Raw genomic sequence first — 22,263 nt, forward strand, 5'->3', positions numbered from 1 at the left:
GTGAGCCGGAAAGCTCACTTTGTATATTGTCTTTGGTCAGATTATGGCGTGATGATAATCGGATCCGGGAACGGCTCAAGAACCAATGGCTTGCACATTGCGGCCGGTTCGCATCTTCCACCCATACATATAAAATTAGTCATCGTGGTAGAGCCGTCAGGACATCTGATCAAGGCCTCACCAGGGCATCCTCCCGGGCATTGTGCCGGATACAATGTTCCTCCCATTACATCTTTTAATTCTGTTCTTGAAAGTTTTTTTGAATTAGATTTTTTCATGGTTTAATTTTTTTTGTTTAGTGATTTTTTATTACTTTTTTATAATTAAGTAAATAAGAATGAGTTAGATACACTAAAGTAGTAAATTATTCCATGAGAATAGAACTATCTGAAAATAATTTTATTCTATTTGCGTTTTTCTTTGGCTTCGAGATTCGGTAGATCTTTTTTATATTGTTCCGGGTCCCACTTCATATTCCAATGGGTTACATATTCTGCTAATGGAGGAAGTCCAACTTCTGCCCGTCTTTTATCTACATGGTCAGGATCTTCTAAAGGTGATACATAAAATGCGTGAGTTTCAGGATCTTGTCCAATCTGGCTTCCATAAATTTGCTTTTTACCTTGTCTTAAAGCAATTCTATCCTCTAAAAGAGCTAAGCTACCGCTTTGGGCTTTTCCATTTTTTACAGCTTCCCTCATCATGGGCAAATATTTTACCTGCGTCTCCAAATCAGCATGTTGTATAACAAGAAATAAGGTAGTGTTTCCTTGGTTACCTACTACATCAGGGCCTAACCAACCATATTTATCAAGAATAGCTTTTACTTCTATTAAATTTAAAGAATCCTTTTTAATTATAGTTCTCCAATGCTCTTGCATTTCCTTTGAATCCCGGCCGTATTTTTTTTCAATTTCTCCAATCTCGCGTCTACCGTTTTGATCTTCATTATAAATGCTTCCAAGCTTTTCAACCAGAGGTTTATTCAATTTGGCATCTGCTTTCTCCTTGTTGAGTTTAATTTTTTCAAGCAATGGCTTCCATCGAACATCTGCATGCAAAGAGTTCAGATCCGTATCTCCTGTTATATGGTTATAATTACTAAATTGAGTAGCAATTTTTTCCAGCTGAGAAAATGCGCTATCCGTTACGGATGCCATTGCCCATGAGCATGCTGCATTATATCTGTCATTAAGAGAGGCTTTCCACCCATTAGACCTAAATGCTTCGGAATAATTATTAGCAGAGTTTTTAAAATCCTTGGCTTTATAAAATCCTTCGGCCTTTTTTACTTTCTCCGTATATTCTTTTGGAGTATTTTGCCCGAAGAGTAGTTTTGCTGATACTAAAAATATCAAAACAAATAGTCTTATTTTCATTGTTGTTATTTTGTTATGGGTGAAGATATAATTATTATTTTAATTGGAAATAAATAATATAAAACAAAAGCAATTAAGGACAGTTGTAACAAATACAGCCAGATTGTCTCTTGTTTTTCAGGTAATTTATCCTGTTTAATTAAATATATAAAGAGGATAAAAGCCTGTTTATGGATTTTCCTTAGTGATCTCTTGGTGATGCTTTACATACAGAGGCAAGGCAGCTGATCCATACCAGGGAAGAAGTTCATAGCTGAAGACTCCGGCCTTTACTGCAGGGTCTGTTTTTACCCATTGTTCGGCTTCTTCTTTAGACTTGGTATTGAAAATAAACATTCCACGATAATTTTCCTTATTCTTTTCTAAAAAAGGTCCGGCTACTATAATCTTTCCCTCGTCAGCTAATTTTCCAATATTAGTCATATGTCCTTTCATTATCTCACTCATTTTAGCTTTGTCTTCAATCTTTGCGGGTCCTGTTGTAAGCATAACAATAGTATAAGCCTTCATTCCATATTGATCTGCTCCCAGCGAAGTAGCCAGTTCCTGGTTGAATTTCGGTTTTACCTCTTTTTTCTCTTGAGCGACAGATAAAGTTGCTATCAGGAAACTAAGAGAAAAATAAATTTTAAATTTCATGATACAGTGGTTATTTAGTTATAAGTCTGAGATCTGACATCTAGCATCTACTTAATCTTTTATTCTAAGAAACTCTTTTGCTAATTCGATCATTTTTGGATCACCTGTATATTTTCCATGTTCATCAGATAATTTTACAGTTGGGATCCATTCTTTATTTGGAGCCTGTACACCAATTAATTTCATAACTATATTCATCGGTTTCAAACCGACATCATTGGTAAGATTGGTTCCGATTCCGAATGAAACACCGATTTTACCTTTACAGTATTTAGTGATTTCTTCTACTTTTTCAAGATTCAATGCATCAGAGAAAATGATGTATTTAAAGAGTGGATTGATTCCATTGTTCTTGTAATGAGCGATCGTCTTATCAGCAAATTCCAGTGCATCACCACTATCATGGCGTACTCCGTCAAACAACTTTGCAAACTTTTTATCAAACTGCTGGAAAAACACATCAGTGGTATATGTGTCTGAAAGAGCAACCCCAAGGTCACCTCTGTACACATCTACCCAATGTTCCAAGGCCAGTTCGTTGGCCATTTTGAAGCCATATTCGGCCGCATGAAACATGAACCATTCATGTGCATGGGTTCCGATAGGCTTTACCCCATATTTCATGGCGAAATGAACATTTGAACTTCCTATGAAAGTGGAGTCTTTTTTTTGGGTCAGTGCTTCCATCACCAGGTTCTGAACTTTGTAAGAATGTCTTCTTCTGGTTCCGAATTCTGCGAAAGTAACACCAAGCCTTCCTAATGAATCTGCTTTTTCTATGGTTCTATGCATAACGATTTCATTGGAATCCCTTTCCATATGGTTCATTTCGTAATGCAGCTCGCTGATCAGTGCTAATAAAGGAACTTCCCACAAGATAGTTCTGTACCAAAGCCCCTCAACAGTTACCGAAAGATCACCGGCATCCTGATGGATCTTTACTTCGGAAGGATCATAATGATACCCTTCCAAAAAATCAAGGTAGGGAAGGTCGATGTAAGGGCAGGTTCTCGCCATAAACTTTTTCTCATCTTTGGTGAGCTTAAGTTCGGCCATTTTGTTTACAGCTTCTCTTAGGGCAATATCAAAACCTTCCGGAAACTGATGTTTTCCTCTGTTGATAAATTCATATTTAACGATGGAGCTTGGAAATAATTTGACCACGGCATTCTGCATGGTTATTTTATAGAAATCATTATCTAGAATGGAATTCAATCGTACGTCGTGCATATTGTGTAATTTTAACGCAAATTTAATAATTAAAAATAAAAATCGTCTAAATGTAAGACGATTTTTTTTATATATCGATGATCTTTGTGGGTTATTTACCCAGATAAGAGTTATACATCCATACTTCTTTTTCCTGCTCCGTAATATAGTCGCTCATTTGTGAATTTGTTCCCTCATCTCCTGCTTTCTCGGTAATATCAAGAAGCTCTCTCTGAAGATCCAAAACTACTTTGAAAGAATTTAAAATGATTTCTACACTTTTCGTTCCGTCACTTACTTCCTTACTTTCTTTAATTGTAGATATTTTTAAATAGTCTGAATAATTATGTCCGGGAGTTGCTCCTAAGGTCAGGATTCTTTCAGCAATTTCGTCGATCTTTAATACAAGGCTATTATATAATTCTTCAAATTTCGGATGTAGTGTGAAAAACTGGTCACCTTTGATGTTCCAGTGAGAACCTCTTGTGTTTTGATAGAATACTGAATAATTGGCTAATAGTACATTAAGCTTTTCCGAAATGTTTTTACAATCGGTTTCTTTAAGACCGATAATACTGGCATTTTTCATACGTTTATTTTTTTATGCTATAAATGCAGTAAATATTGTGCCGAAATAGTGGGTTCCTGATTGATGATACTTATCTTTGGTATTCTTATAATTTATCATAAAATGTCGTCATCGCGAAATATAGGTTTGCAGAGTTTCTTTTTATCTCTTTTTGTATTTTTTGGTATCTGTATATTTTATTATATAGTTAGTATTTCAAAAACAGATGGACAATATGTATATCCTCTTGACGACGCTTATATTCATCTCGCTATCGCTAAGAATTTTGCTTTACATGATGTATGGGGGATTACAAGGTATGGGTTTTCCTCTACCTCTTCCTCTCCCTTGTTTACTTTTATGATCAGTTTTTTAATCCAGGTATTCGGTAATCATGATCAGATCCCTCTGTATTTTAATATAACCTTCGCGTTAGGAATTCTTTATTTCCTTTCCATGTATTATGGAGAAACTTTCAGGAATGTAAGAAATACTGTTTTAGCAACGTTGGTTACTTTGTTTTTTGCTGTTTTGCATTTGCAGGTACTCTCCGGTATGGAACATGTTTTTCAGGTATTTCTTTTTATCGTCAATATGTATTCCTTCAGCAATTGGAATAAGAGCAGGATGGCAGTTCCGGCATTTTATCTTTCCCTTATATTGATGGGGCTGGTCCGCTTCGAAAGTATGTTTTATTTTGTGATCCTCGCTGGTGTTCTTATTACGGTTAAAAAATGGAAAAATGCCTTAGGTGTTTTAATTGCAGGTTTTGTCCCTGTATTATTATTCTGTTATTTCAATTATCAGCAGGATGGTTATTTTTTTCCCAATTCAGTTGTGGTAAAAGGAACTCAATTGACTTTAGGACCTGAAATGTTTGTGCGGCTTAAAACGATCTTTCTTGATCATTTATTCCTTAATAAAAGCTTTTATAAAATAGGTATTTTTCCAATTTTAATAAGTATTGTTTTCATATGCAGAGATACTATCAGGAATAAGTCTTTAAAAGAAATCATTATAAAGAACTTTTTCCTAATTGTTTTTTCCCTCTTAATGATTTGCCATACCATGTTTGCTGATCTTAAAGGGATGTTCAGGTACGAAGCCTATATATTGACAGGGTTTTGTATGGCAATTATTCCCAGAATATCTGCTCTGTTTTCTGACTATAAAAGTTACATCAAAGGAGAAAAACTTATTACTATCCTGGTAATTATGAATATCCTGCTTCTTTTTTATAAAAGTTGGTTCGCAGATCGTATTCTTGAGAATGGCGGAAAAAATATTTATGAACAACAAATACAATCCGCAAGATTTTTACATACCTATTATAATACATCTAAAGTGGTAGCGAATGATATTGGTGCTATAAGTTACTATACAGATATCCATTTGCTGGATATTGTGGGGCTTGGATCTGTAGAAATGATTCCTTTTACCGCTGATAAAAGAAATTTAAATGAGGAATTTGAGAATTTTCTAATTCAATATACTGCTAATAACAAATATGAAATCGCAGTAATATATGATGAATGGTTTCAGGGGCATATTCCACGAAATTGGAAAAAAATTGCCGTTTTGAAGATTAAAAATATGATTGCTGTATCAAAAGATGAGGTTTCCATTTATGCGCTTGAACAAACTAACCAGGAGATATTAAGAAGAAATATCCGGGATTTTAAGTGGAATAAGAACGTTGAAGTTCGTATTGTGGACTAGTAGATGAAGAAAGCTTTTTATTAATTTCAGTTTCGTGATTTCTATTACATACTGTTGTTATGATTAATTTTAAAAATGTATAACAATTAATTAATGTTACTCGATGATGTATTTTCCTAATTTTAGAACCAAAATTCTACAAATTATGAAAAAGACTATTTTACTTTTAGCATTCCTTCTTTTTATTTTTTCATGTTCAGATAGAGATAAAGACGGACAGGCGCCTACTGAAAAAAAATACGAAACCAAGAATGTTGTTTTATTGGTTGTAGATGGTCCCCGTATTTCTGAGACCTGGGAAGAATCAACAAAAAAGAATATTCCTAATAGAGTGAGCCTTTTGAGTCAAGGAGTATTTATCAGTAATTTTAAAAACAATGGAACTACAAGCACCAACCCCGGGCATAGCGCCATGTGTTCTGGAGTATATGAAAATATTAAGAATGATGGGACAGAATTACCAGGCTTTCCGTCTGTAATGCAGCAATGGCTTAAATTCACAGGAGCAGATAAAACAAAAGCATGGGTTATTGCCTCTAAAGATAAACTGGAAGTTTTGAACGATTGTAAATTGGCAGATTGGAAAGGCAAATTCCAGCCAAGTGTAGATTGCGGAGTGAGCGGAAATGGATCTGGATATAGAGCGGATGCCGTTACGATGGCCAATACAAAAGAGATCATGAAAAAGTATAATCCTAATATGATTGTTATCAATCTTAAAGACGTAGATTCATATGGACATGATAATAAATATAATGAATACATTCAGGCAATAAAAACTACGGATGCTTCTATTAAGGATATTTGGAATTATATTCAGTCTCTGCCCGCTTATAAAGATAAGACCACACTAATTGTTTCTAATGATCATGGAAGACATCTGGACAGCAAAGGTGGATTTAGAAATCATGGTGATGATTGTGAAGGATGTAGACATATTGAGTTCTTTGCTCTTGGGCCGGATTTTAAAAAGAATACTACGATTAGTACCGGAAATTATGAACAGATTGATATAGCAAGTACTATTGCCGAACTTTTAGGAGTTCCTTTACAGTACGCTAAAGGAAAAGTAATCAAAGAAGTATTCAAATAAATATTTTAGTTTCAAGTATATAAAAAATATATAACTACTTGTCAATTAAAAAAATATTACTATTTTTGCAGCTTAAAATAAAAAGCAATTAAATGCCTACTATTCAACAATTAGTAAGAAAAGGAAGAGCCACGCTTGCCAAGAAGAGCAAATCGGCTGCCCTTGATTCTTGTCCACAAAGACGAGGTGTATGTACGAGAGTATATACTACCACTCCTAAGAAACCTAACTCTGCACTTAGAAAAGTAGCAAGGGTAAGACTTTCAAACGGTAAAGAAGTCAACGCCTACATCCCGGGCGAAGGACATAATCTTCAAGAGCACTCGATAGTATTGGTAAGAGGCGGAAGGGTGAAAGACCTACCGGGAGTACGTTACCACATCGTAAGAGGTGCATTAGACACTGCAGGTGTAAATGGAAGAACACAGAGAAGATCTAAGTACGGAGCTAAGAGACCTAAACCAGGTCAGGCAGCTGCTGCACCAGCTAAAGGAAAGAAAAAATAATCATTAAATAAGGTACAAAACAATGAGAAAGACAAAAGCGAAAAAAAGACCGTTGTTACCAGATCCAAAATTTAATGATCAATTGGTAACTAGATTTGTAAATAACCTAATGCTAGACGGTAAAAAGTCTATCGCATTCAAAATTTTCTATGATGCATTAGACGTTGTAGAAACTAAAAAAGGAGAAACTGAAAAGACTTCTCTTGAGATCTGGAAAGATGCCCTTACTAACGTAATGCCTCACGTAGAAGTACGTTCAAGAAGAGTAGGTGGTGCTAACTTCCAAATCCCAATGCCAATCAGAGCTGATAGAAAAATTTCTATGGCGATGAAATGGTTAATTAAATATTCTAAAGCTAGAAATGATAAGTCTATGGCTTTGAAATTAGCTAACGAAATTGTTGCTGCTTCTAGAGAAGAAGGTGCTGCTTATAAAAAGAAAAGTGACACTCATAAAATGGCGGAAGCTAACAAAGCTTTCTCACACTTTAAATTCTAATCTGAAATGGGAAGAGATCTTAAATTTACAAGAAATATTGGTATCGCTGCTCACATTGATGCAGGTAAGACTACCACTACAGAAAGGATTTTATTCTATACTGGTGTAAACCACAAAATTGGAGAGGTTCACGATGGTGCTTCTACAATGGACTGGATGGAGCAGGAAGCAGAAAGAGGTATTACCATTACTTCTGCTGCAACTACTTGTTCTTGGAACTTTCCAACAGATCAAGGAAAACCTGTAGCCGACACTAAACCTTACCACTTCAACATCATCGATACACCGGGACACGTTGACTTCACAGTAGAAGTAAACAGATCTTTGAGAGTATTGGATGGTTTGGTATTCTTATTCTCTGCTGTAGATGGAGTAGAGCCTCAGTCTGAAACAAACTGGAGACTTGCTGACAACTACAAAGTTGCTAGAATGGGATTCGTAAACAAAATGGACAGACAAGGTGCTGACTTCCTTAACGTTGTAAAACAAGTTAAAGAAATGTTAGGATCTAATGCAGTTCCAATCGTTTTACCAATCGGTGCTGAAGAAGACTTTAAAGGTGTTGTAGACTTAATTAAAAACAGAGCTATCATCTGGGATGAAGCAGGACAAGGAGCTACTTTTGAAGTAGTGCCAATTCCTGAAGACATGAAAGCTGAGGTTCACGAATATAGAGAGAAATTAGTTGAAGCTGTAGCTGACTATGATGAGACTTTGATGGAGAAATTCTTCGAAGATCCGGATTCAATCTCTGAAGAAGAAATCAACGAAGCTCTTAGAAAAGCTACTATTGATTTATCTATTATCCCAATGACTTGTGGTTCTTCATTCAAAAATAAAGGAGTACAGTTCATGTTGGATGCAGTATGTAAATACTTGCCTTCTCCATTGGATAAAGATGATATCAAAGGTACTGATCCAAGAACAGACGCTGAAATTACAAGAAAACCAGACGTAAATGAGCCTTTCGCGGCTTTAGCATTTAAGATTGCTACTGACCCATTCGTGGGAAGATTAGCATTCTTCAGAGCATACTCTGGAAGATTAGATGCAGGTTCTTATATCCTGAACACTCGTTCTGGAGATAAAGAAAGAATCTCAAGAATCTATCAGATGCACGCTAACAAGCAAAATCCTGTAGAATATATTGAAGCAGGAGATATTGGTGCAGCAGTAGGATTCAAATCTATCAAAACTGGTGATACGATGTGTGATGAGAAAAACCCAATCGTTCTTGAATCGATGGTTTTCCCTGATCCGGTAATCGGTATCGCTGTTGAGCCTAAAACTAAAGCGGACCAGGATAAAATGGGTAACGCATTAGCAAAATTGGCTGAAGAAGATCCAACGTTTACTGTTAGAACTGACGAAGCTTCTGGACAAACGATTATCTCTGGTATGGGTGAGCTTCACTTGGATATCATTGTAGATCGTATGAAGAGAGAGTTCAAAGTTGAAGTAAACCAAGGACAACCTCAGGTAGAGTACAAAGAAAACTTAACAAAAGTTGCCAGCCATAGAGAAGTTTACAAAAAACAATCAGGTGGTAAAGGTAAATTTGCTGATATTGTATTTGAACTAGGACCTGCTGACGAAGGTAAAGTTGGTTTAGAATTCATCAATGAGATCAAAGGTGGTAACGTTCCTAGAGAATTCGTTCCTGCAATTGAAAAAGGATTTAAAGCTGCAATGAAGAACGGTCCATTGGCTGGTTTCGAAGTTGAAGGTATTAAAGTTACTCTTAAAGATGGATCTTTCCACGCGGTGGATTCTGATGCTCTTTCTTTCGAATTAGCTGCTAAATTAGGATTTAAGGAAGCTGGTAAAGCTGCTAAGCCGGTAATTATGGAGCCTATTATGAAACTGGAAGTTGTAACTCCGGAAGAATATATGGGTAACATTATTGGTGACCTTAACAAGAGAAGAGGTACGATCAGTGGTCAGGAAGAAAAGAACGGTGCTGTTGTTATCAAAGGTTCTGTTCCACTTTCTGAAATGTTTGGATATGTAACAACTCTAAGAACACTTTCATCAGGAAGAGCTACATCTTCTATGGAATTAGAGAAATACGCTCAGACTCCACAAAACGTTGCTGAAGAAATCATTGCTAAAGCAAAAGGTTAATTTTTAAATTAAAGAAATGTCACAAAGAATCAGAATAAAACTAAAATCTTACGATTACAACTTGGTAGACAAGTCTGCTGAGAAAATCGTAAAAACGGTAAAGGCTACCGGGGCTGTTGTAAACGGACCTATTCCATTACCAACTAACAAGAGAATCTTCACGGTGTTGAGATCTCCACACGTTAACAAAAAAGCAAGAGAGCAGTTCCAATTATCAGCTCACAAGAGATTGATGGATATCTACTCTTCTTCTTCTAAAACTGTTGATGCTCTAATGAAATTAGAGTTACCAAGCGGTGTTGACGTAGAAATTAAAGTGTGATAATTGCATACTTTGCAATGATTATAGAATCCGCCCCTGTAAAAGGGGCGGATTTTTTTATGTATCAATAAGAAAGATTTCAATGGTATTTGGATGAGGAACCGTAAGAAGTAGAGGAGTCTGTTGAGAACGATTGACCTTTTTTTTATTTGGTAAATATTGAACTTTATGTTTGTAGAATTTTTTGCGAATTAAACTGAGAGGTAATAAAATTACAAAGAGTAATTCTTTGCAATGACATATATCACCAGTATTAATTTATTTAGAATTAATAAAAATAATATTTTTGCAAAAAATAAGAGATGAAAAGAACAGTATCTTTTTCTTTAGTAGTGTTAGGGATTGGTTTTGTCAGTGGACAAAAAGTAAATGATAGCATTAGAAAAGAAAACACAATCGAAGAAGTAGAATTATTCGGAGAAAGAAAAAAACAACCGGAAGGCTTAGAAGTCATAACAAGATTACCCTTAAAAACGAGGGATCAGATCCAAAGTATTTCTGTTATATCTTATAAAGTGATAGAAAACCTGGGAGGGCTTACGGTGACGGATGTTGCAAAGAATATACCGGGGGTAACCCAGTTTGGAAGTTATGGGGGAACGAGAGAAAGTATGTCAATTAGAGGATACAGAGGAGTTCCTGTTTTAAAGAATGGTGTTCAGATGGATTCAGATTTCAGGACCGGAGCAATGCTTACGGATATGCAGGGAGTAGAGAGTATTCAGGTGATCAAAGGCTCAGCAGCAGTTACTCATGGAATTGGCGATGGGTTAGGTTCCGCAGGAGGTGTGATCAATGTGGTTACTAAAGTTCCTAAATTTATTGATGAAACAAATATAGGGTTTAGGTATGGTAGCTGGGATTTTTACAGACCAACAATAGATTTTCAAAGGGTATTGGATTCTGATGGTAGGATTGCCGTAAGATTAAATGCAGCATATCAGGATAATAATAGTTTCAGAAGATTTATTCATACGGATCGGATCTATGTAAATCCATCCATAGCTATTCGACCTGATGATAAAACGGAAATCGTGGTAGAAATGGATTATATGTATAACAATACTACGCCGGATAGAGGGACCGTAAATCTTGCAAAAGGTGATGTTGAAGCTATATACAGAATGCCGGGTAGAAAATTTCTTGGGTTTTCTACAGATAATGCAAAGATGGAAACATTCAACTTTTCTACAACGGCTACTAGAAAACTGACCAACAAATTGAAAGTAAGAGCTGCATTAATGAGCTCTTCTTATCAGTCGGACATTGTAGGTGCAGCTTTATCTCCTGTCGATTCAAAGAACCCAAATGAAATAAGAGATAGAAGTTTAACGAAATCAGGAAGAGAGGATCTAAACAAGGTTTTTCAGTTTGATTTTATCGGATCTGATGTAATGACAGGATTTATGAAACATACTTTCCAGGTAGGTTTTGATTGGAAAGAATCGAATGTTACAACGACCTCTTATCAGAGTAAAGATGTTGACCGGATCAATGTTCTTAATGAAATTAATAATATTCTTCCCGCTTCTATTGATGTCAACAATTTTGAACTGGCAAAGAAAGATGCTATCATCAATACTGTTACTCCGACATTAGGATTAATGGCCCAGGATGTTATCACATTCAATAAATACATCAAAGCTCATTTAGGTATTCGTTATAGCCGATTAAATGGATCGGATAAAAATCCGGGCTATGCATGGAATCCATCATTAGGGTTAATGATTTCGCCTGTCGAAAATATGAATATTTTTGGTTCATATACTAGTACAACTTCTTTAAGAACTGCAAATAATGTACTGATCGGAGGTGGGACAGTAGGAGCATCCACAACCAAACAATGGGAAGCAGGGATCAAATCCGACTGGCTTAGTGAAAGGTTAAGGTTCAATGTTACATTGTTCAATATTAATACAGACAACCTCTCATATGAAATTTTAACTGATGGAAACAGAACTGGGACCTATGCATTGGCAGGAGAGCTAAAAAGAAAAGGAATCGAAGTTGAATTAATAGGTAAAATCCTTCCTAATCTTCAGGTTATGACGGGTTGGGCTTATGTAGATGCACAATACAGGGACAGCCCTTCATTTGTGAATGGTTCTGCCCCTATTAATACTCCAAAGAATTCGGCCAACGCATGGTTGAATTATAAATTTAATACCGGAGCCCTGGAAGGTCTTGACGTGGGCGCTGGGATTTATTACGTTGGTACAAGACCTGTAGATGATTATAAACAAAAATATTCTAATGCTGCAAATGGTCATATCAATGGGACTCAGCTTGGTGAAAAGCCTTTTAATATGCCTCAGTATACAACAGTTGATGCGCAGATAGGATATTCATTTAAAAGAGGATTGGGATTAAGAGTCTTTCTCAATAATATTTTTGATACTGTAGGCTACAATTCGTATTTCAGAGGTGGATATATTGATCAGATCCAACCCCGGAATTTTGCAGTGCAAGTAAATTATAAATTCTAATTGATCTGTGGAACTTTAGACACATCACTATGTTTATTGTTTTAAGTTTTTTTGCTTAAAAAATAATATTATTTAATACATTTATTATTTAAAACAATAATCACTATGAGTCATAAGGATAATAATTTTTTTGAAAAGTTTTCAGATTGGGCAACCAAATTTACAGGAAGTTCCCATGCTTTTATTGGAGCTACTGCTATTGTTGTAATCTGGGCTCTTTCCGGACCTGTATTTCATTATTCTGAAACCTGGCAGCTGGTGATCAATACAGGAACAACGATTATTACTTTTTTGATGGTATTTCTTATTCAGAAATCCCAGAATAAAGATTCTAAAGCTATACAGATTAAACTAAATGAGCTGATCGCAGCCCATGAAAAAGCGAGTAACCGGATTGTAGATATAGAAGACTTATCCGAAAAAGAATTGGATCAGCTGCATACCTATTATGAGAAATTAGCTGACTTTGCTCAAGATGATGTGGATATCCATACTTCTCATTCTATTGATGCGGCTAAAAGAAATCAAAGCTACAAGCATGATCTGTTTAAAAAGAAACATGAGGAATGGTTGGAAAAACAAAAAAAGGAATCATAGTGATTCCTTTTTTTATTTCAGACCGAAAGCGATTGTTCTATTTCATGAAGTAACTAAAATAAGAACAGCTTCCCATTAGATTTTTGGTAGTTTCCGTATCAGAATACTGGGTTTTTAATAAAGCAAAATAGGTTCGGAACTTTTCATTCTTTATATTGTCCAGTTGCTTTTGATAGGCATCGCTTTTCTCAGAATATTGAGGATCGGAGTAGCTTATCTTTGATGGATTTTTTGCTTCGTATTGATAGTATTTTCCTTGCTCTGCACTAGCCATCTGGAATAAGATTCTCGCTTTTTCTTCCTTATTCACTGAAAGGGCCAGTGCTTTTTTATAATAATTGATAGCCAGATCAAAATTATCCGGTTCAATGTAAGATCTGTCAAGGAAATTTTTATAATAATATTGATATGGTGTTTTCTTATCTGTATTCCAGAAATCATATTTGCCACCATTACTATTATTTACATCCATTACGAACAGCTGTCGGTAATAACCAAGAATAGAAGTATTATACAATAAATTACCAATAAGCTGGCTCGCTTTAGCAGCTTTTTCATCTTTTCCGTTACCAATTTTCTTAAGCTCTATAGCAGCATCTGCTAATTCAAGCTTATTCATCATGGTCTTTATGAAAGGAAATTGAGTGTAGTCTTCGTTTTCCATGCTGGTGGCTGCATCACTTTCGAAGCTTTCCCATACATTATGGCCAAAAACATAATCCGGGATATTTCTGAAACCATTGTATTCGTCTTTAGCATATTGATGAGGAACTTTTGGTTGTTCACTGGAAACCCAGTCATAATTGATCCTAGGAATTCCTACAAAGTCCTGCGCTTTCTGATAATATGATTTTGCTTTTTCAAAATCGGCAACTCTCATCGCCCGGTCGCCATAAATTACACTGAAGAATGCCTCAATATTTCCTACATCGTCCATATTTTTGGCAATGATCTGCTGCTCGAATTGATTTTTATTAGGCTTCCTGTAAAAGTCCTCTACACTTTTAACCAAACTTGAATTAGGATTATATTGGAGATCAGAAAGCTTATTGCTCATTAGGAATGATTTCCCATCCTCTCCCTGAAGGAAATATCGGTTAGCTAAAACGTCCTTAAGGAATGATGCAGTAGATGGAACAGGACCGTAATAATTGTCATAATCAGAATTTGTACTGTCTGACTTCACTTCTTTTTCGATGAAATATTCCGGATAATCTTTCATTAGATGATCTTCGTAATCGGAAGTAATCTTCGGTTGGGAAACAATATCATTTAAGACCTTCATCCTTTTGATCTCTTCAAGATATTCAGGATTGGTTGTTTTAATATCTTCCAGAATTTCAGTACTTGCTTTGTAGTCTTTTTTTAAGAATTTAAGGTATGCATCTGCAATCTGCCAATATTCATCCTTAGATTTCTCTTTGGTTTTTGAGGTAAATTTTTCAAGATCATTAAGATAATCTATCTGCTTGCTATCTCCATACCAAAAACTTTGATTTTTTGTGTGGAAAGGAATTCGATTAGGATTATCTAATAGCTCATCATCACTTTGATCTGCTTTTCCGTCAGCTGTCTTATCCGATTTAGACCCTCCGAACAGGTTTTTAAAGAACCGGATAATCTTCTGCCAGAATGAAAGTTTTTTTTCTTTTACTTCCGGAGATTCTTTTTTCTGAGAATCAGCAGATGTACTTGAGTTTTCTTTTTGAACGGTTGCGTTATCTGTGTCGTCAGAATAATAATAAGTAGGAAGATAAGCTCTTTCCAGTTCATTGATACTTCTTACCGCCATTACTTTCAGAATTTCCGAATTAGGATCAATATCGTACATCTTCTCCATTATAGGAATAGGATTGGTGAAATCTTCATATCCCAAAAGAAAATAAGCCATATTCTTTTCATTCGGAGTACCTGCTCTTTTTAAAATGTTATTAAAAGATGCGGTATCAGAAAGTTTCATAGAAACAAAAGCAGACTCTTTACGGCTATCACTATTCATGAAAACCTGAAAGAAGTTCCAGTTGGCATCACTGTTCATCTTCATACCTCTTTGTGCGCCGGCTAATTGGTCAAGAGCCATAAAGTAAGGAACTCCTTTTAACTTGATCGGCTCAATATAGGTTCTGAAAGCCTGAAGTGCAGCGTCATAATTTCTGGTATAATGATTGAAACGGACCAGTTGGTAACCGTATCGCTGTTTTATCTCAGGATTTTTTGCAGCATTATATAAAGAAGTTAATGCTGAAATAGTTTTGTTATAATCAAGGTTGGTTGCATTTTTATCACTTTGAGGGCCGTTGTAAAAATAAGAATCAGGATTTTCAATAAAATTGATCCTCATATAAGGCTCAAGATATTTAGCTTCAATTAAGTAATCAATTCCTTCGCGATATTTCTGATAGAAACCTGTTCCCAGTTTTTTCAATAGTTGATTACCCGGATTTCCTTTTTTGAGCTCATTAAGCTCATTAAGGCTTATATTATTTACCAGATAATTGGTTTCCTGATAGCTCAGCTGATTGCCAAAGAATTTCCTCCATGTCCCAATATTTTCATCCGGAATCTGACCTGGTTTAAAGTCAGTATAAAATCTTGTTGAATAACTGTGCAGAAATGGCAGATATGATTTATCCTTGATAATACTTTGGGTAAAAAGATTAAAATACTCATAATCCGGATCTGACCAGGCGCAAGCTTCTGATTTTGTATAAAAAAGTGAAAAGACTGCAATTGTGAGAATATACTTTTTCATGGGTATGTAGTATTTTTTGCGTTGTGTTTTATTGTATTCTATGATGTTAAAAATCACTCTGGAATTTAGACATCAGTTTGAAATTTTGGTTCACAACAAATTTAGTATCTAATTGATAATAAACGATATTAAACAACGGTATTTTTTTATCTAAAAAAGCAATGACATCTCTGAGCTGGTCGTTTGTAATTTCCTCAACTTTTATGGTAAATCCTTTATTCAGGTAATTTCCAAAGTAAAATCCATCTTTTTGAATTTCAATTTCATGATCTGAAATCTTTTTAAAATTAGGATTTTTCAGGTCATTTTGTGATAAAGCATTGATGAGCTTGTGTCTTCCTAAATGATTGGTAACAATTCCCCACGAGTAAATAGGTAAAGCCACTTCAATTTCCTTGATTGGATAATCTTCCAATTTTGAAAGATAGCTTTTAAGGATATTAACATCCAGAATTGAATTCTTATCAGATGTTTCCAAAGGAGAAGAGGTGGAGTAGCACATCAGGAATACTTTTTTTACAGGAGGGATTCCCATTATTGCTTTATCTTTTACCTGATGAAGCCGAAGCGTACAGTCAATGTCTTTCCCGGAAATTTTGTGAAGTTCTTTTAAAAACGCGAAATAATCGTCACGTGTTCCGGCTGTCCAGTCACAATCAATCTGAATTTCATGATTGGTCTTCAGCTTATATTCTTTACTCTTTTTGTCAATTAAATGATGTATGCTTTCTGCAAGGAAGTGTATTTCCTCCCCTGAAATATTAACAAAAGTCTGGTTGGTGATAAATACGGTAGGGACAATTTGTTTGTCTGTCTCGAAACTTTCGTCTTTGGTGATGACGGCTAAAGGCTGAAATCTGCCGTTTACTTTATTGATGTCAAAGAACCTTGTGTAAAGAATAGGGACGGTTGTTTTATCTAATGCTTTTTTCTCTTCATTGTCTAAAGACAATTTTGTTTTCCAGTAATAAAACGTGTACGGATGTTTCTCTCTTTCGCTGCATGAAACAAGCAAAATAAGAATGACTAAAAACTTAATTATTTTCATTATTGGTAAAAAGCGCTTTCACAGGTACAACTTTCTTTATCACTTTCCATCGCAGAACAGCAATCCTCAGATTTCTGAATATTTCCCTTTTCATCAGTAAGGTATATTTTTTCTTTATCAAACTTTACATAAAAAGTTTCATTGTACTTTTTGAACTGGACCTTCATAACCTGAGGGGTGTATTTCCCTGCATTTATTTCTTCACTGGTTTCTTCTCCGCTAGCCTGATTTACCTGTACATAGCCAAAATAAACATCGCCGTTCTTTTTTACATCAAGATAATAGGCTGGTGTGCCGGTTCCGCTGTATCCTTCTATTATATTGAAAGATCTTTTTCCAGTAAACGGAACTTTAGATTGTGAAAAGGAAAGGGTTGCGATGCAGAGGATAAGCACGCAGAATATCTTTTTCATTTTTTTGATCAAATGTAAAAAGATTTATGCAAGAATTACACCGTAAAAACACGGTATTTACTTTGTCTTAAGGATGTCAATGACATATGTAAAAAAGCCCATTCCGGTCAAAACCGGAATAGACCTCTTATAATGTTGATTTTTTTAAAATACGGTCGCTGCCAGCTGAATCCTTGCATATTTATTCGATGGATTCCACATGGCCATCATTGATACGGGAAGGGTATAATGTTCCGTTATCTTTAAAGCTTTGCTGGCTTTGATACCTACATTTACGATATCAAAACTGTTTTTTCCATTACCATATAAAAATGTGCTGTCATTGATGGCAAAGCCTCCACCAACAAATGCATCCAGATTTACTTTTTGATGGGCAATAACAGGATAGCTTACCTGAACATACGTGGAATATTTATTCTTTTTATAGCTCCCGTCCGGTTTCAAAACAACTTCTCCCGCGTTAGCACCTCCATAAAGCATGATGTCTGCTTCAATGTTTAAAGGGAACGAAGGACCGAAGGTGTAATTTGTTCTCAGATCAATAATATGGGCGGTTCTTCTGTTTGAATAATTAAAGATATCATCCGAAGCTACTGTAGTATTGATGTTTCTGGAGTTAAATAAGTCCCATAACCCAATATAAAGCCGTCCGTCAGAATACTGAACATAATAATTGATCTCTTTATAATGGGTGCCATCCTTGTCGTCGGTTAAAGCAGAAGCTCCCCATATTCCCACTTTCCATTTTTTTTCTTTATCCAAAGCGTAAGAAAGGTTTCCCATTACCACGGGCTTATCTGTAATGATCAAGCCTCTCCACAAGTGGTTATTCTGGATATTAGCAGTGAAATCCAGGCGACCGTCATCCTTGACTTCTGTGTCATCCTGGGCAAAGAGACTCCCTGTACCTAAAATAATCAGGCATATAAAAAGTAGTTTTTTCATACTGTAAACTTTCTTTGATTAACTTAAAGCGAGATGCAATAAAGCCGCAAGGGTTGCTCCTAGCACTGGTCCTGCAATAGGAATCCATGCATATCCCCAATCACTGCTTCCTTTTACCGGAAGAATAGCGTGCATGATCCTTGGTCCAAGGTCACGGGCAGGATTAATGGCATAACCTGTAGTTCCTCCTAATGATAAGCCAATAGCCCAAACAAGTAAGGTAACAGGTAGAGCACCAACAGTCCCCAGTCCGATCTTAGCGGTCGGATCATTACCCAAAGTGAGGCTTGGATCGGCAAAATGGAAGATCACAAAAACAAGCACAAACGTTCCTATAATTTCACTGATAAGATTCGAAACCGGCTTTCTTATTGCCGGACCTGTGCTGAAACATGCTAATTTTGCCCCTTCATCTTCGGTAATTGCAAAGTGATCCTTATTAAATAACCAGACAAGAAAAGCACCTAACATGGCGCCAATCATTTCTCCGGCGATATATGTGGGAACCAGATCCCATGAAAATTTTCCCGCGATAGCCAGGCCTAACGTTACGGCAGGGTTCAGATGAGCGCCACTCACTGGCCCTGCAACCGTTACCCCAACGAAAACTGCAAGTGCCCAGGCTGTGGTAATTACAATCCAACCGGAATTGTTTCCTTTTGTATCCTTTAAAACAACGTTGGCCACTACACCGTTTCCGAGTAGGATCATAAGCATTGTTCCGATAATTTCTGCTATAAATGGAGTCATAGTTTATTTTTATTTAGTGGAAATTAATCTTCAATCCAATCTTGGGAACGCTTTACTGCTTTGTGCCAGAAGTGGATCATCTTGTCGGCTTTTTCTTTCTCAAGCTGAGGGTGGAAATCTTTATCCACGATCCATTGAGATTGAATTTCGTCAATATTTTTCCAATAACCTACAGCAAGTCCGGCAAGATAGGCAGCACCCAGGGCTGTTGTTTCTAAAGTTCTTGGGCGTGTAATCTTGAAACCGAATAGATCAGACTGGATTTGCATTAATAAGTCACTATTGGAAGCACCACCATCAACTCTTAGCTCTAAACTACCAGTTCCGGAATCTGCCTCCATCGCTTTTACAATATCATATACCTGGAATGCTATACCTTCTAGAGTAGCTCTGGCAATATGTCCGTTAGTGGTTCCTCTTGTCACTCCAACAATAGTTCCCCTTGCATACTGATCCCAATATGGAGCTCCCAGACCTGTAAGTGCCGGTACAAAATAAACCCCTCCATTATCTTCGACGGTTTTGGCCAGACTGTTAATTTCGTCAGCTGAGTTAATTAATTTGAGCCCGTCTCTTACCCATTGAATTGCAGCCCCTCCCACAAAAACACTGCCTTCCAGTGCATAATTAACTTCTCCGTTTATCTTCCATGCAACGGTTGTCAGCAAGTTGTTCTTAGAGTGAACGGCCTCTTTCCCTGTGTTCATCAAAAGAAAGCATCCTGTACCGTATGTATTTTTTACCATTCCCGGTGTTGTACACATTTGTCCGAACAAAGCTGCCTGCTGGTCTCCGGCAATACCTGCAATTGGGATTTTTGTTGAGAATAAAGTGGTAGCGGTTTCTCCATAAACTTCACTGCTTTGTTTCACTTCAGGAAGGATCGCTTTTGGAATATTAAATAACTTTAAAAGATCTTCATCCCATTCCAAAGATTGGATGTTTAGGAGCATTGTTCTGCTTGCGTTCGAAACATCTGTGATAAACATTTTTCCACGAGTTAGCTTCCATACCAGCCATGTATCAACAGTTCCAAAACACAATTTTCCTGCTTCTGCCTGCTCTCTTGCTCCATCTACATTATCAAGGATCCACTTTACTTTGGTTGCTGAAAAATAAGCATCAAGAACCAAACCTGTTTTTTCTTTGATCATGTCTGTATACCCTTGTTCTTTTAGCGAGTCACAGTATTTTGATGTTCTCCTGTCCTGCCATACGATAGCATTATAAACGGGTTCACCTGTTTCTCTGTCCCAAACGATCGTTGTTTCGCGCTGGTTTGTAATCCCTATCGCTGCAACCTCAAGCCCTGAGATACCTGCTTTAGCGATAACTTCTGCTGCTACCGATACCTGGGAAGACCAGATTTCATTAGGGTCATGCTCTACCCAACCCGGGGTAGGAAATATCTGTTCAAAACTTTTCTGAGAAACAAATTCTATTTCTCCGCTGTGATTGAATAAAATGGCTCTTGACGAAGTTGTGCCTTGGTCCAGAGCGAGAATTAACTTTTCACTCATGTTGTGACGTTGATTTAGGTTAAATGGATCTTGGCGAATAAGGAGTTAACAGGTATCCCTTTGCCAATTCGATAAATTCTCTTTCCTGCTCATTAGCCCATTCCTCTGAATGTCCGTTTTCTTTTGCGATAATAGAAGCAATCTTATGTGCACTGTCGATTGCTGCTCTTGCATCTAAAAATAAAAGACGGACTCTTCGGGCCAGGATGTCCTCAATGGTTTCTGCCATTTCCTGACGGATTGCCCAAATTGCTTCAGCAACTGTGAATGGATGATCAGGATGTATTTTTTCTGAAAATTCAGGATTGCTCTGCTGTAGTTTTTTGATTTCCGGAATGTCTGATCCGTAAACATACAAATGATTGCTTCTGTCTACCGTTTCAGGTTTTACATTTCCATGAATCGAAAGATGTTCTGTTTTGGATGTAGTTGTTCCCAGATGGTGAACTTTCATCGCTTCATCGATAGTATCTTCTGCCATTTTTCGATAGGTGGTCCATTTTCCTCCGATGATGGAAACCAATCCTGTATCGGATGTTACTACTTTATGGCTTCTCGAAACTTCTTTTGTGCTTTTGCTTCCATCCTTTGGTGCGGCAAGCGGCCGAAGTCCTGCAAAAACAGATTTTACATCTTCCCGAGTAGGTTTTTTTGCTAAATATTGTCTTGCTGTGTTTAAAACAAACTTAATTTCTTCTTCCAATGCTCGTGGCTCAAAACTTTCACTTTCCAACAATGTATCGGTTGTTCCTACAAGCGCTCTGTCGTGCCATGGAACGACAAACAAGACTCTTCCGTCAGAAGTTTTCGGAATCATAATGGCGTCGTCACTTTTCAAGAAGGATTTATCCAGTACCAAATGAATACCCTGGCTTGGAACAACGAATTTTCCATGTTTCGGGTTGTTCATATTCAGAATATCATTCGTGAAAACTCCTGTCGCATTGATGACTACTTTTGCGTGGATTTCAAATTGCTGCTTGGTAAACTGATCTTCAGCGATTACACCGATTACTTTATTGGAACTGTTTTTTATCAGGTTAATTACTTTAACATAATTAACTGCTGTGCCTCCTTTTTCAATAATGGTCTGGGTTAAATTAACCGCCAATCTCGCGTCATCAAACTGCCCGTCCTGATATACAACCCCGCTTGCCAGATTTTTCTGTTCAATCGTCGGAAGTTTTTCAACTGTTTTTGATTTGCTGATATATTTTGTTTTACCTAAGCTTAATTTCCCTGCCAGAAAATCGTAAATCGAAAGTCCTATTTTGTAATAAATTCCTCCCCACCATGTATAATTAGGAATAATAAATGATTGATTTTTTACCACATGGGCTGCATTTTTTGCCAATAATCCCCTTTCCTTCAATGCCTCTTTTACCAAACCGATATCTCCCTGTGCCAAATATCTTACGCCGCCGTGTACCAGCTTTGTACTTCTGCTGGAAGTAGCTTTCGCGAAATCGTGAGATTCCAGCAGTAATGTTTTAAACCCTCTGCTTACTGCGTCCAATGCCGAACCTAAACCGCTTGCTCCTCCACCAATGACTAAAAAGTCCCATTCTTTTACGGTGGTTAATTTGCTGAGTTCTTCATTTCGTTTCATAATGTTTCGTTAAGTTTCGAATTCAAAGCTAGTAATTAAAAATGAAAGTAAAAAGAAAATAAATGAAATTTTATGTTCTTGGAAA

General features: G+C 36.5%; 20 protein-coding genes. 8 read left to right on the forward strand and 12 right to left on the reverse strand.

Annotated elements, in window-relative coordinates:
• Positions 1-41: 41 nt before the first annotated feature.
• From AC0INN_RS13010 to AC0INN_RS13030, 5 genes are all read right to left on the reverse strand, one after another.
• Positions 42-278, reverse strand: coding sequence for a hypothetical protein (locus AC0INN_RS13010; protein WP_172284580.1), 237 nt, complete (start codon positions 276-278; stop codon positions 42-44).
• A gap of 126 nt (positions 279-404) precedes the next feature.
• Positions 405-1,379 (reverse strand): DUF6624 domain-containing protein, encoded by a 975-nt coding sequence (locus tag AC0INN_RS13015; RefSeq protein ID WP_273650535.1) that lies wholly within the window; start codon positions 1,377-1,379, stop codon positions 405-407.
• Between the two features lie 168 nt (positions 1,380-1,547).
• A complete protein-coding gene (locus AC0INN_RS13020) occupies positions 1,548-2,018 on the reverse strand; it encodes a YciI family protein (protein WP_273650536.1) in 471 nt (156 codons plus the stop codon).
• Between the two features lie 51 nt (positions 2,019-2,069).
• A complete protein-coding gene (gene pncB, locus AC0INN_RS13025; RefSeq protein WP_273650537.1) occupies positions 2,070-3,248 on the reverse strand; it encodes a nicotinate phosphoribosyltransferase in 1,179 nt (392 codons plus the stop codon).
• Between the two features lie 91 nt (positions 3,249-3,339).
• Complete coding sequence (locus AC0INN_RS13030) at positions 3,340-3,816, reverse strand: Dps family protein (protein ID WP_172284572.1); 477 nt, start codon at positions 3,814-3,816, stop codon at positions 3,340-3,342.
• A 102-nt stretch (positions 3,817-3,918) separates the two neighbouring features.
• Between AC0INN_RS13030 and AC0INN_RS13035 the strand changes: the two genes are divergently transcribed.
• The 8 genes from AC0INN_RS13035 (at position 3,919) to AC0INN_RS13070 (ending at position 13,141) form a co-directional block, all read left to right on the forward strand.
• Positions 3,919-5,514 carry a hypothetical protein gene (locus AC0INN_RS13035; RefSeq protein WP_273650538.1) on the forward strand — a complete coding sequence of 532 codons (1,596 nt, stop codon included), beginning with the start codon at positions 3,919-3,921 and terminating at the stop codon, positions 5,512-5,514.
• A 145-nt stretch (positions 5,515-5,659) separates the two neighbouring features.
• Positions 5,660-6,607: a sulfatase-like hydrolase/transferase gene (locus AC0INN_RS13040; RefSeq protein WP_273650539.1), complete on the forward strand. Its 948-nt coding sequence runs from the start codon at positions 5,660-5,662 to the stop codon at positions 6,605-6,607.
• A 92-nt stretch (positions 6,608-6,699) separates the two neighbouring features.
• Positions 6,700-7,113: a 30S ribosomal protein S12 gene (gene rpsL, locus AC0INN_RS13045; RefSeq protein ID WP_002983146.1), complete on the forward strand. Its 414-nt coding sequence runs from the start codon at positions 6,700-6,702 to the stop codon at positions 7,111-7,113.
• A gap of 22 nt (positions 7,114-7,135) precedes the next feature.
• The gene (gene rpsG, locus AC0INN_RS13050) at positions 7,136-7,612 is read left to right on the forward strand and encodes a 30S ribosomal protein S7 (RefSeq protein ID WP_172284566.1); all 477 of its coding nucleotides are present in this window, start codon (positions 7,136-7,138) and stop codon (positions 7,610-7,612) included.
• A 6-nt stretch (positions 7,613-7,618) separates the two neighbouring features.
• Positions 7,619-9,736 (forward strand): elongation factor G, encoded by a 2,118-nt coding sequence (fusA, locus tag AC0INN_RS13055; protein WP_172284564.1) that lies wholly within the window; start codon positions 7,619-7,621, stop codon positions 9,734-9,736.
• A 16-nt stretch (positions 9,737-9,752) separates the two neighbouring features.
• The gene (gene rpsJ, locus AC0INN_RS13060) at positions 9,753-10,058 is read left to right on the forward strand and encodes a 30S ribosomal protein S10 (RefSeq protein ID WP_002661363.1); all 306 of its coding nucleotides are present in this window, start codon (positions 9,753-9,755) and stop codon (positions 10,056-10,058) included.
• Positions 10,059-10,360: 302 nt separating this feature from the next.
• On the forward strand, positions 10,361-12,544 hold the full coding sequence (locus tag AC0INN_RS13065; protein WP_306613508.1) for a TonB-dependent siderophore receptor: 2,184 nt from the start codon (positions 10,361-10,363) through the stop codon (positions 12,542-12,544).
• Between the two features lie 105 nt (positions 12,545-12,649).
• The gene (locus AC0INN_RS13070; protein WP_172284560.1) at positions 12,650-13,141 is read left to right on the forward strand and encodes a low affinity iron permease family protein; all 492 of its coding nucleotides are present in this window, start codon (positions 12,650-12,652) and stop codon (positions 13,139-13,141) included.
• 37 nt (positions 13,142-13,178) lie between these two features.
• Here AC0INN_RS13070 and AC0INN_RS13075 read toward each other — a convergent pair whose 3' ends face one another.
• From AC0INN_RS13075 to AC0INN_RS13105, 7 genes are all read right to left on the reverse strand, one after another.
• A complete protein-coding gene (locus AC0INN_RS13075) occupies positions 13,179-15,893 on the reverse strand; it encodes a hypothetical protein (protein ID WP_273650541.1) in 2,715 nt (904 codons plus the stop codon).
• Positions 15,894-15,939: 46 nt separating this feature from the next.
• Positions 15,940-16,941, reverse strand: coding sequence for a hypothetical protein (locus AC0INN_RS13080; RefSeq protein WP_273650542.1), 1,002 nt, complete (start codon positions 16,939-16,941; stop codon positions 15,940-15,942).
• The gene (locus AC0INN_RS13085) at positions 16,941-17,354 is read right to left on the reverse strand and encodes a hypothetical protein (RefSeq protein WP_273650543.1); all 414 of its coding nucleotides are present in this window, start codon (positions 17,352-17,354) and stop codon (positions 16,941-16,943) included. The genes AC0INN_RS13080 and AC0INN_RS13085 overlap by 1 nt, the downstream gene beginning before the upstream one ends.
• A gap of 144 nt (positions 17,355-17,498) precedes the next feature.
• Positions 17,499-18,299 (reverse strand): hypothetical protein, encoded by an 801-nt coding sequence (locus AC0INN_RS13090; protein WP_273650544.1) that lies wholly within the window; start codon positions 18,297-18,299, stop codon positions 17,499-17,501.
• An 18-nt stretch (positions 18,300-18,317) separates the two neighbouring features.
• Positions 18,318-19,049, reverse strand: a complete 732-nt coding sequence (locus AC0INN_RS13095; RefSeq protein WP_273650545.1) for an MIP/aquaporin family protein — start codon at positions 19,047-19,049, stop codon at positions 18,318-18,320.
• 23 nt (positions 19,050-19,072) lie between these two features.
• On the reverse strand, positions 19,073-20,569 hold the full coding sequence (gene glpK / locus AC0INN_RS13100) for a glycerol kinase GlpK (RefSeq protein WP_172284548.1): 1,497 nt from the start codon (positions 20,567-20,569) through the stop codon (positions 19,073-19,075).
• Between the two features lie 19 nt (positions 20,570-20,588).
• Positions 20,589-22,178 (reverse strand): glycerol-3-phosphate dehydrogenase/oxidase, encoded by a 1,590-nt coding sequence (locus tag AC0INN_RS13105; RefSeq protein ID WP_273650546.1) that lies wholly within the window; start codon positions 22,176-22,178, stop codon positions 20,589-20,591.
• Positions 22,179-22,263: the final 85 nt, after the last annotated feature.

Source organism: Chryseobacterium subflavum (assembly GCF_055762745.1).

Coding starts and splice junctions, on each gene's coding strand:
- AC0INN_RS13010 (WP_172284580.1), bottom strand. CDS start 278: ATGAAAAAATCTAATTCAAAAAAACTTTCAAGAACAGAATTAAAAGAT.
- AC0INN_RS13015 (WP_273650535.1), bottom strand. CDS start 1,379: ATGAAAATAAGACTATTTGTTTTGATATTTTTAGTATCAGCAAAACTA.
- AC0INN_RS13020 (WP_273650536.1), bottom strand. CDS start 2,018: ATGAAATTTAAAATTTATTTTTCTCTTAGTTTCCTGATAGCAACTTTA.
- pncB (WP_273650537.1), bottom strand. CDS start 3,248: ATGCACGACGTACGATTGAATTCCATTCTAGATAATGATTTCTATAAA.
- AC0INN_RS13030 (WP_172284572.1), bottom strand. CDS start 3,816: ATGAAAAATGCCAGTATTATCGGTCTTAAAGAAACCGATTGTAAAAAC.
- AC0INN_RS13035 (WP_273650538.1), top strand. CDS start 3,919: ATGTCGTCATCGCGAAATATAGGTTTGCAGAGTTTCTTTTTATCTCTT.
- AC0INN_RS13040 (WP_273650539.1), top strand. CDS start 5,660: ATGAAAAAGACTATTTTACTTTTAGCATTCCTTCTTTTTATTTTTTCA.
- rpsL (WP_002983146.1), top strand. CDS start 6,700: ATGCCTACTATTCAACAATTAGTAAGAAAAGGAAGAGCCACGCTTGCC.
- rpsG (WP_172284566.1), top strand. CDS start 7,136: ATGAGAAAGACAAAAGCGAAAAAAAGACCGTTGTTACCAGATCCAAAA.
- fusA (WP_172284564.1), top strand. CDS start 7,619: ATGGGAAGAGATCTTAAATTTACAAGAAATATTGGTATCGCTGCTCAC.
- rpsJ (WP_002661363.1), top strand. CDS start 9,753: ATGTCACAAAGAATCAGAATAAAACTAAAATCTTACGATTACAACTTG.
- AC0INN_RS13065 (WP_306613508.1), top strand. CDS start 10,361: ATGAAAAGAACAGTATCTTTTTCTTTAGTAGTGTTAGGGATTGGTTTT.
- AC0INN_RS13070 (WP_172284560.1), top strand. CDS start 12,650: ATGAGTCATAAGGATAATAATTTTTTTGAAAAGTTTTCAGATTGGGCA.
- AC0INN_RS13075 (WP_273650541.1), bottom strand. CDS start 15,893: ATGAAAAAGTATATTCTCACAATTGCAGTCTTTTCACTTTTTTATACA.
- AC0INN_RS13080 (WP_273650542.1), bottom strand. CDS start 16,941: ATGAAAATAATTAAGTTTTTAGTCATTCTTATTTTGCTTGTTTCATGC.
- AC0INN_RS13085 (WP_273650543.1), bottom strand. CDS start 17,354: ATGAAAAAGATATTCTGCGTGCTTATCCTCTGCATCGCAACCCTTTCC.
- AC0INN_RS13090 (WP_273650544.1), bottom strand. CDS start 18,299: ATGAAAAAACTACTTTTTATATGCCTGATTATTTTAGGTACAGGGAGT.
- AC0INN_RS13095 (WP_273650545.1), bottom strand. CDS start 19,049: ATGACTCCATTTATAGCAGAAATTATCGGAACAATGCTTATGATCCTA.
- glpK (WP_172284548.1), bottom strand. CDS start 20,569: ATGAGTGAAAAGTTAATTCTCGCTCTGGACCAAGGCACAACTTCGTCA.
- AC0INN_RS13105 (WP_273650546.1), bottom strand. CDS start 22,178: ATGAAACGAAATGAAGAACTCAGCAAATTAACCACCGTAAAAGAATGG.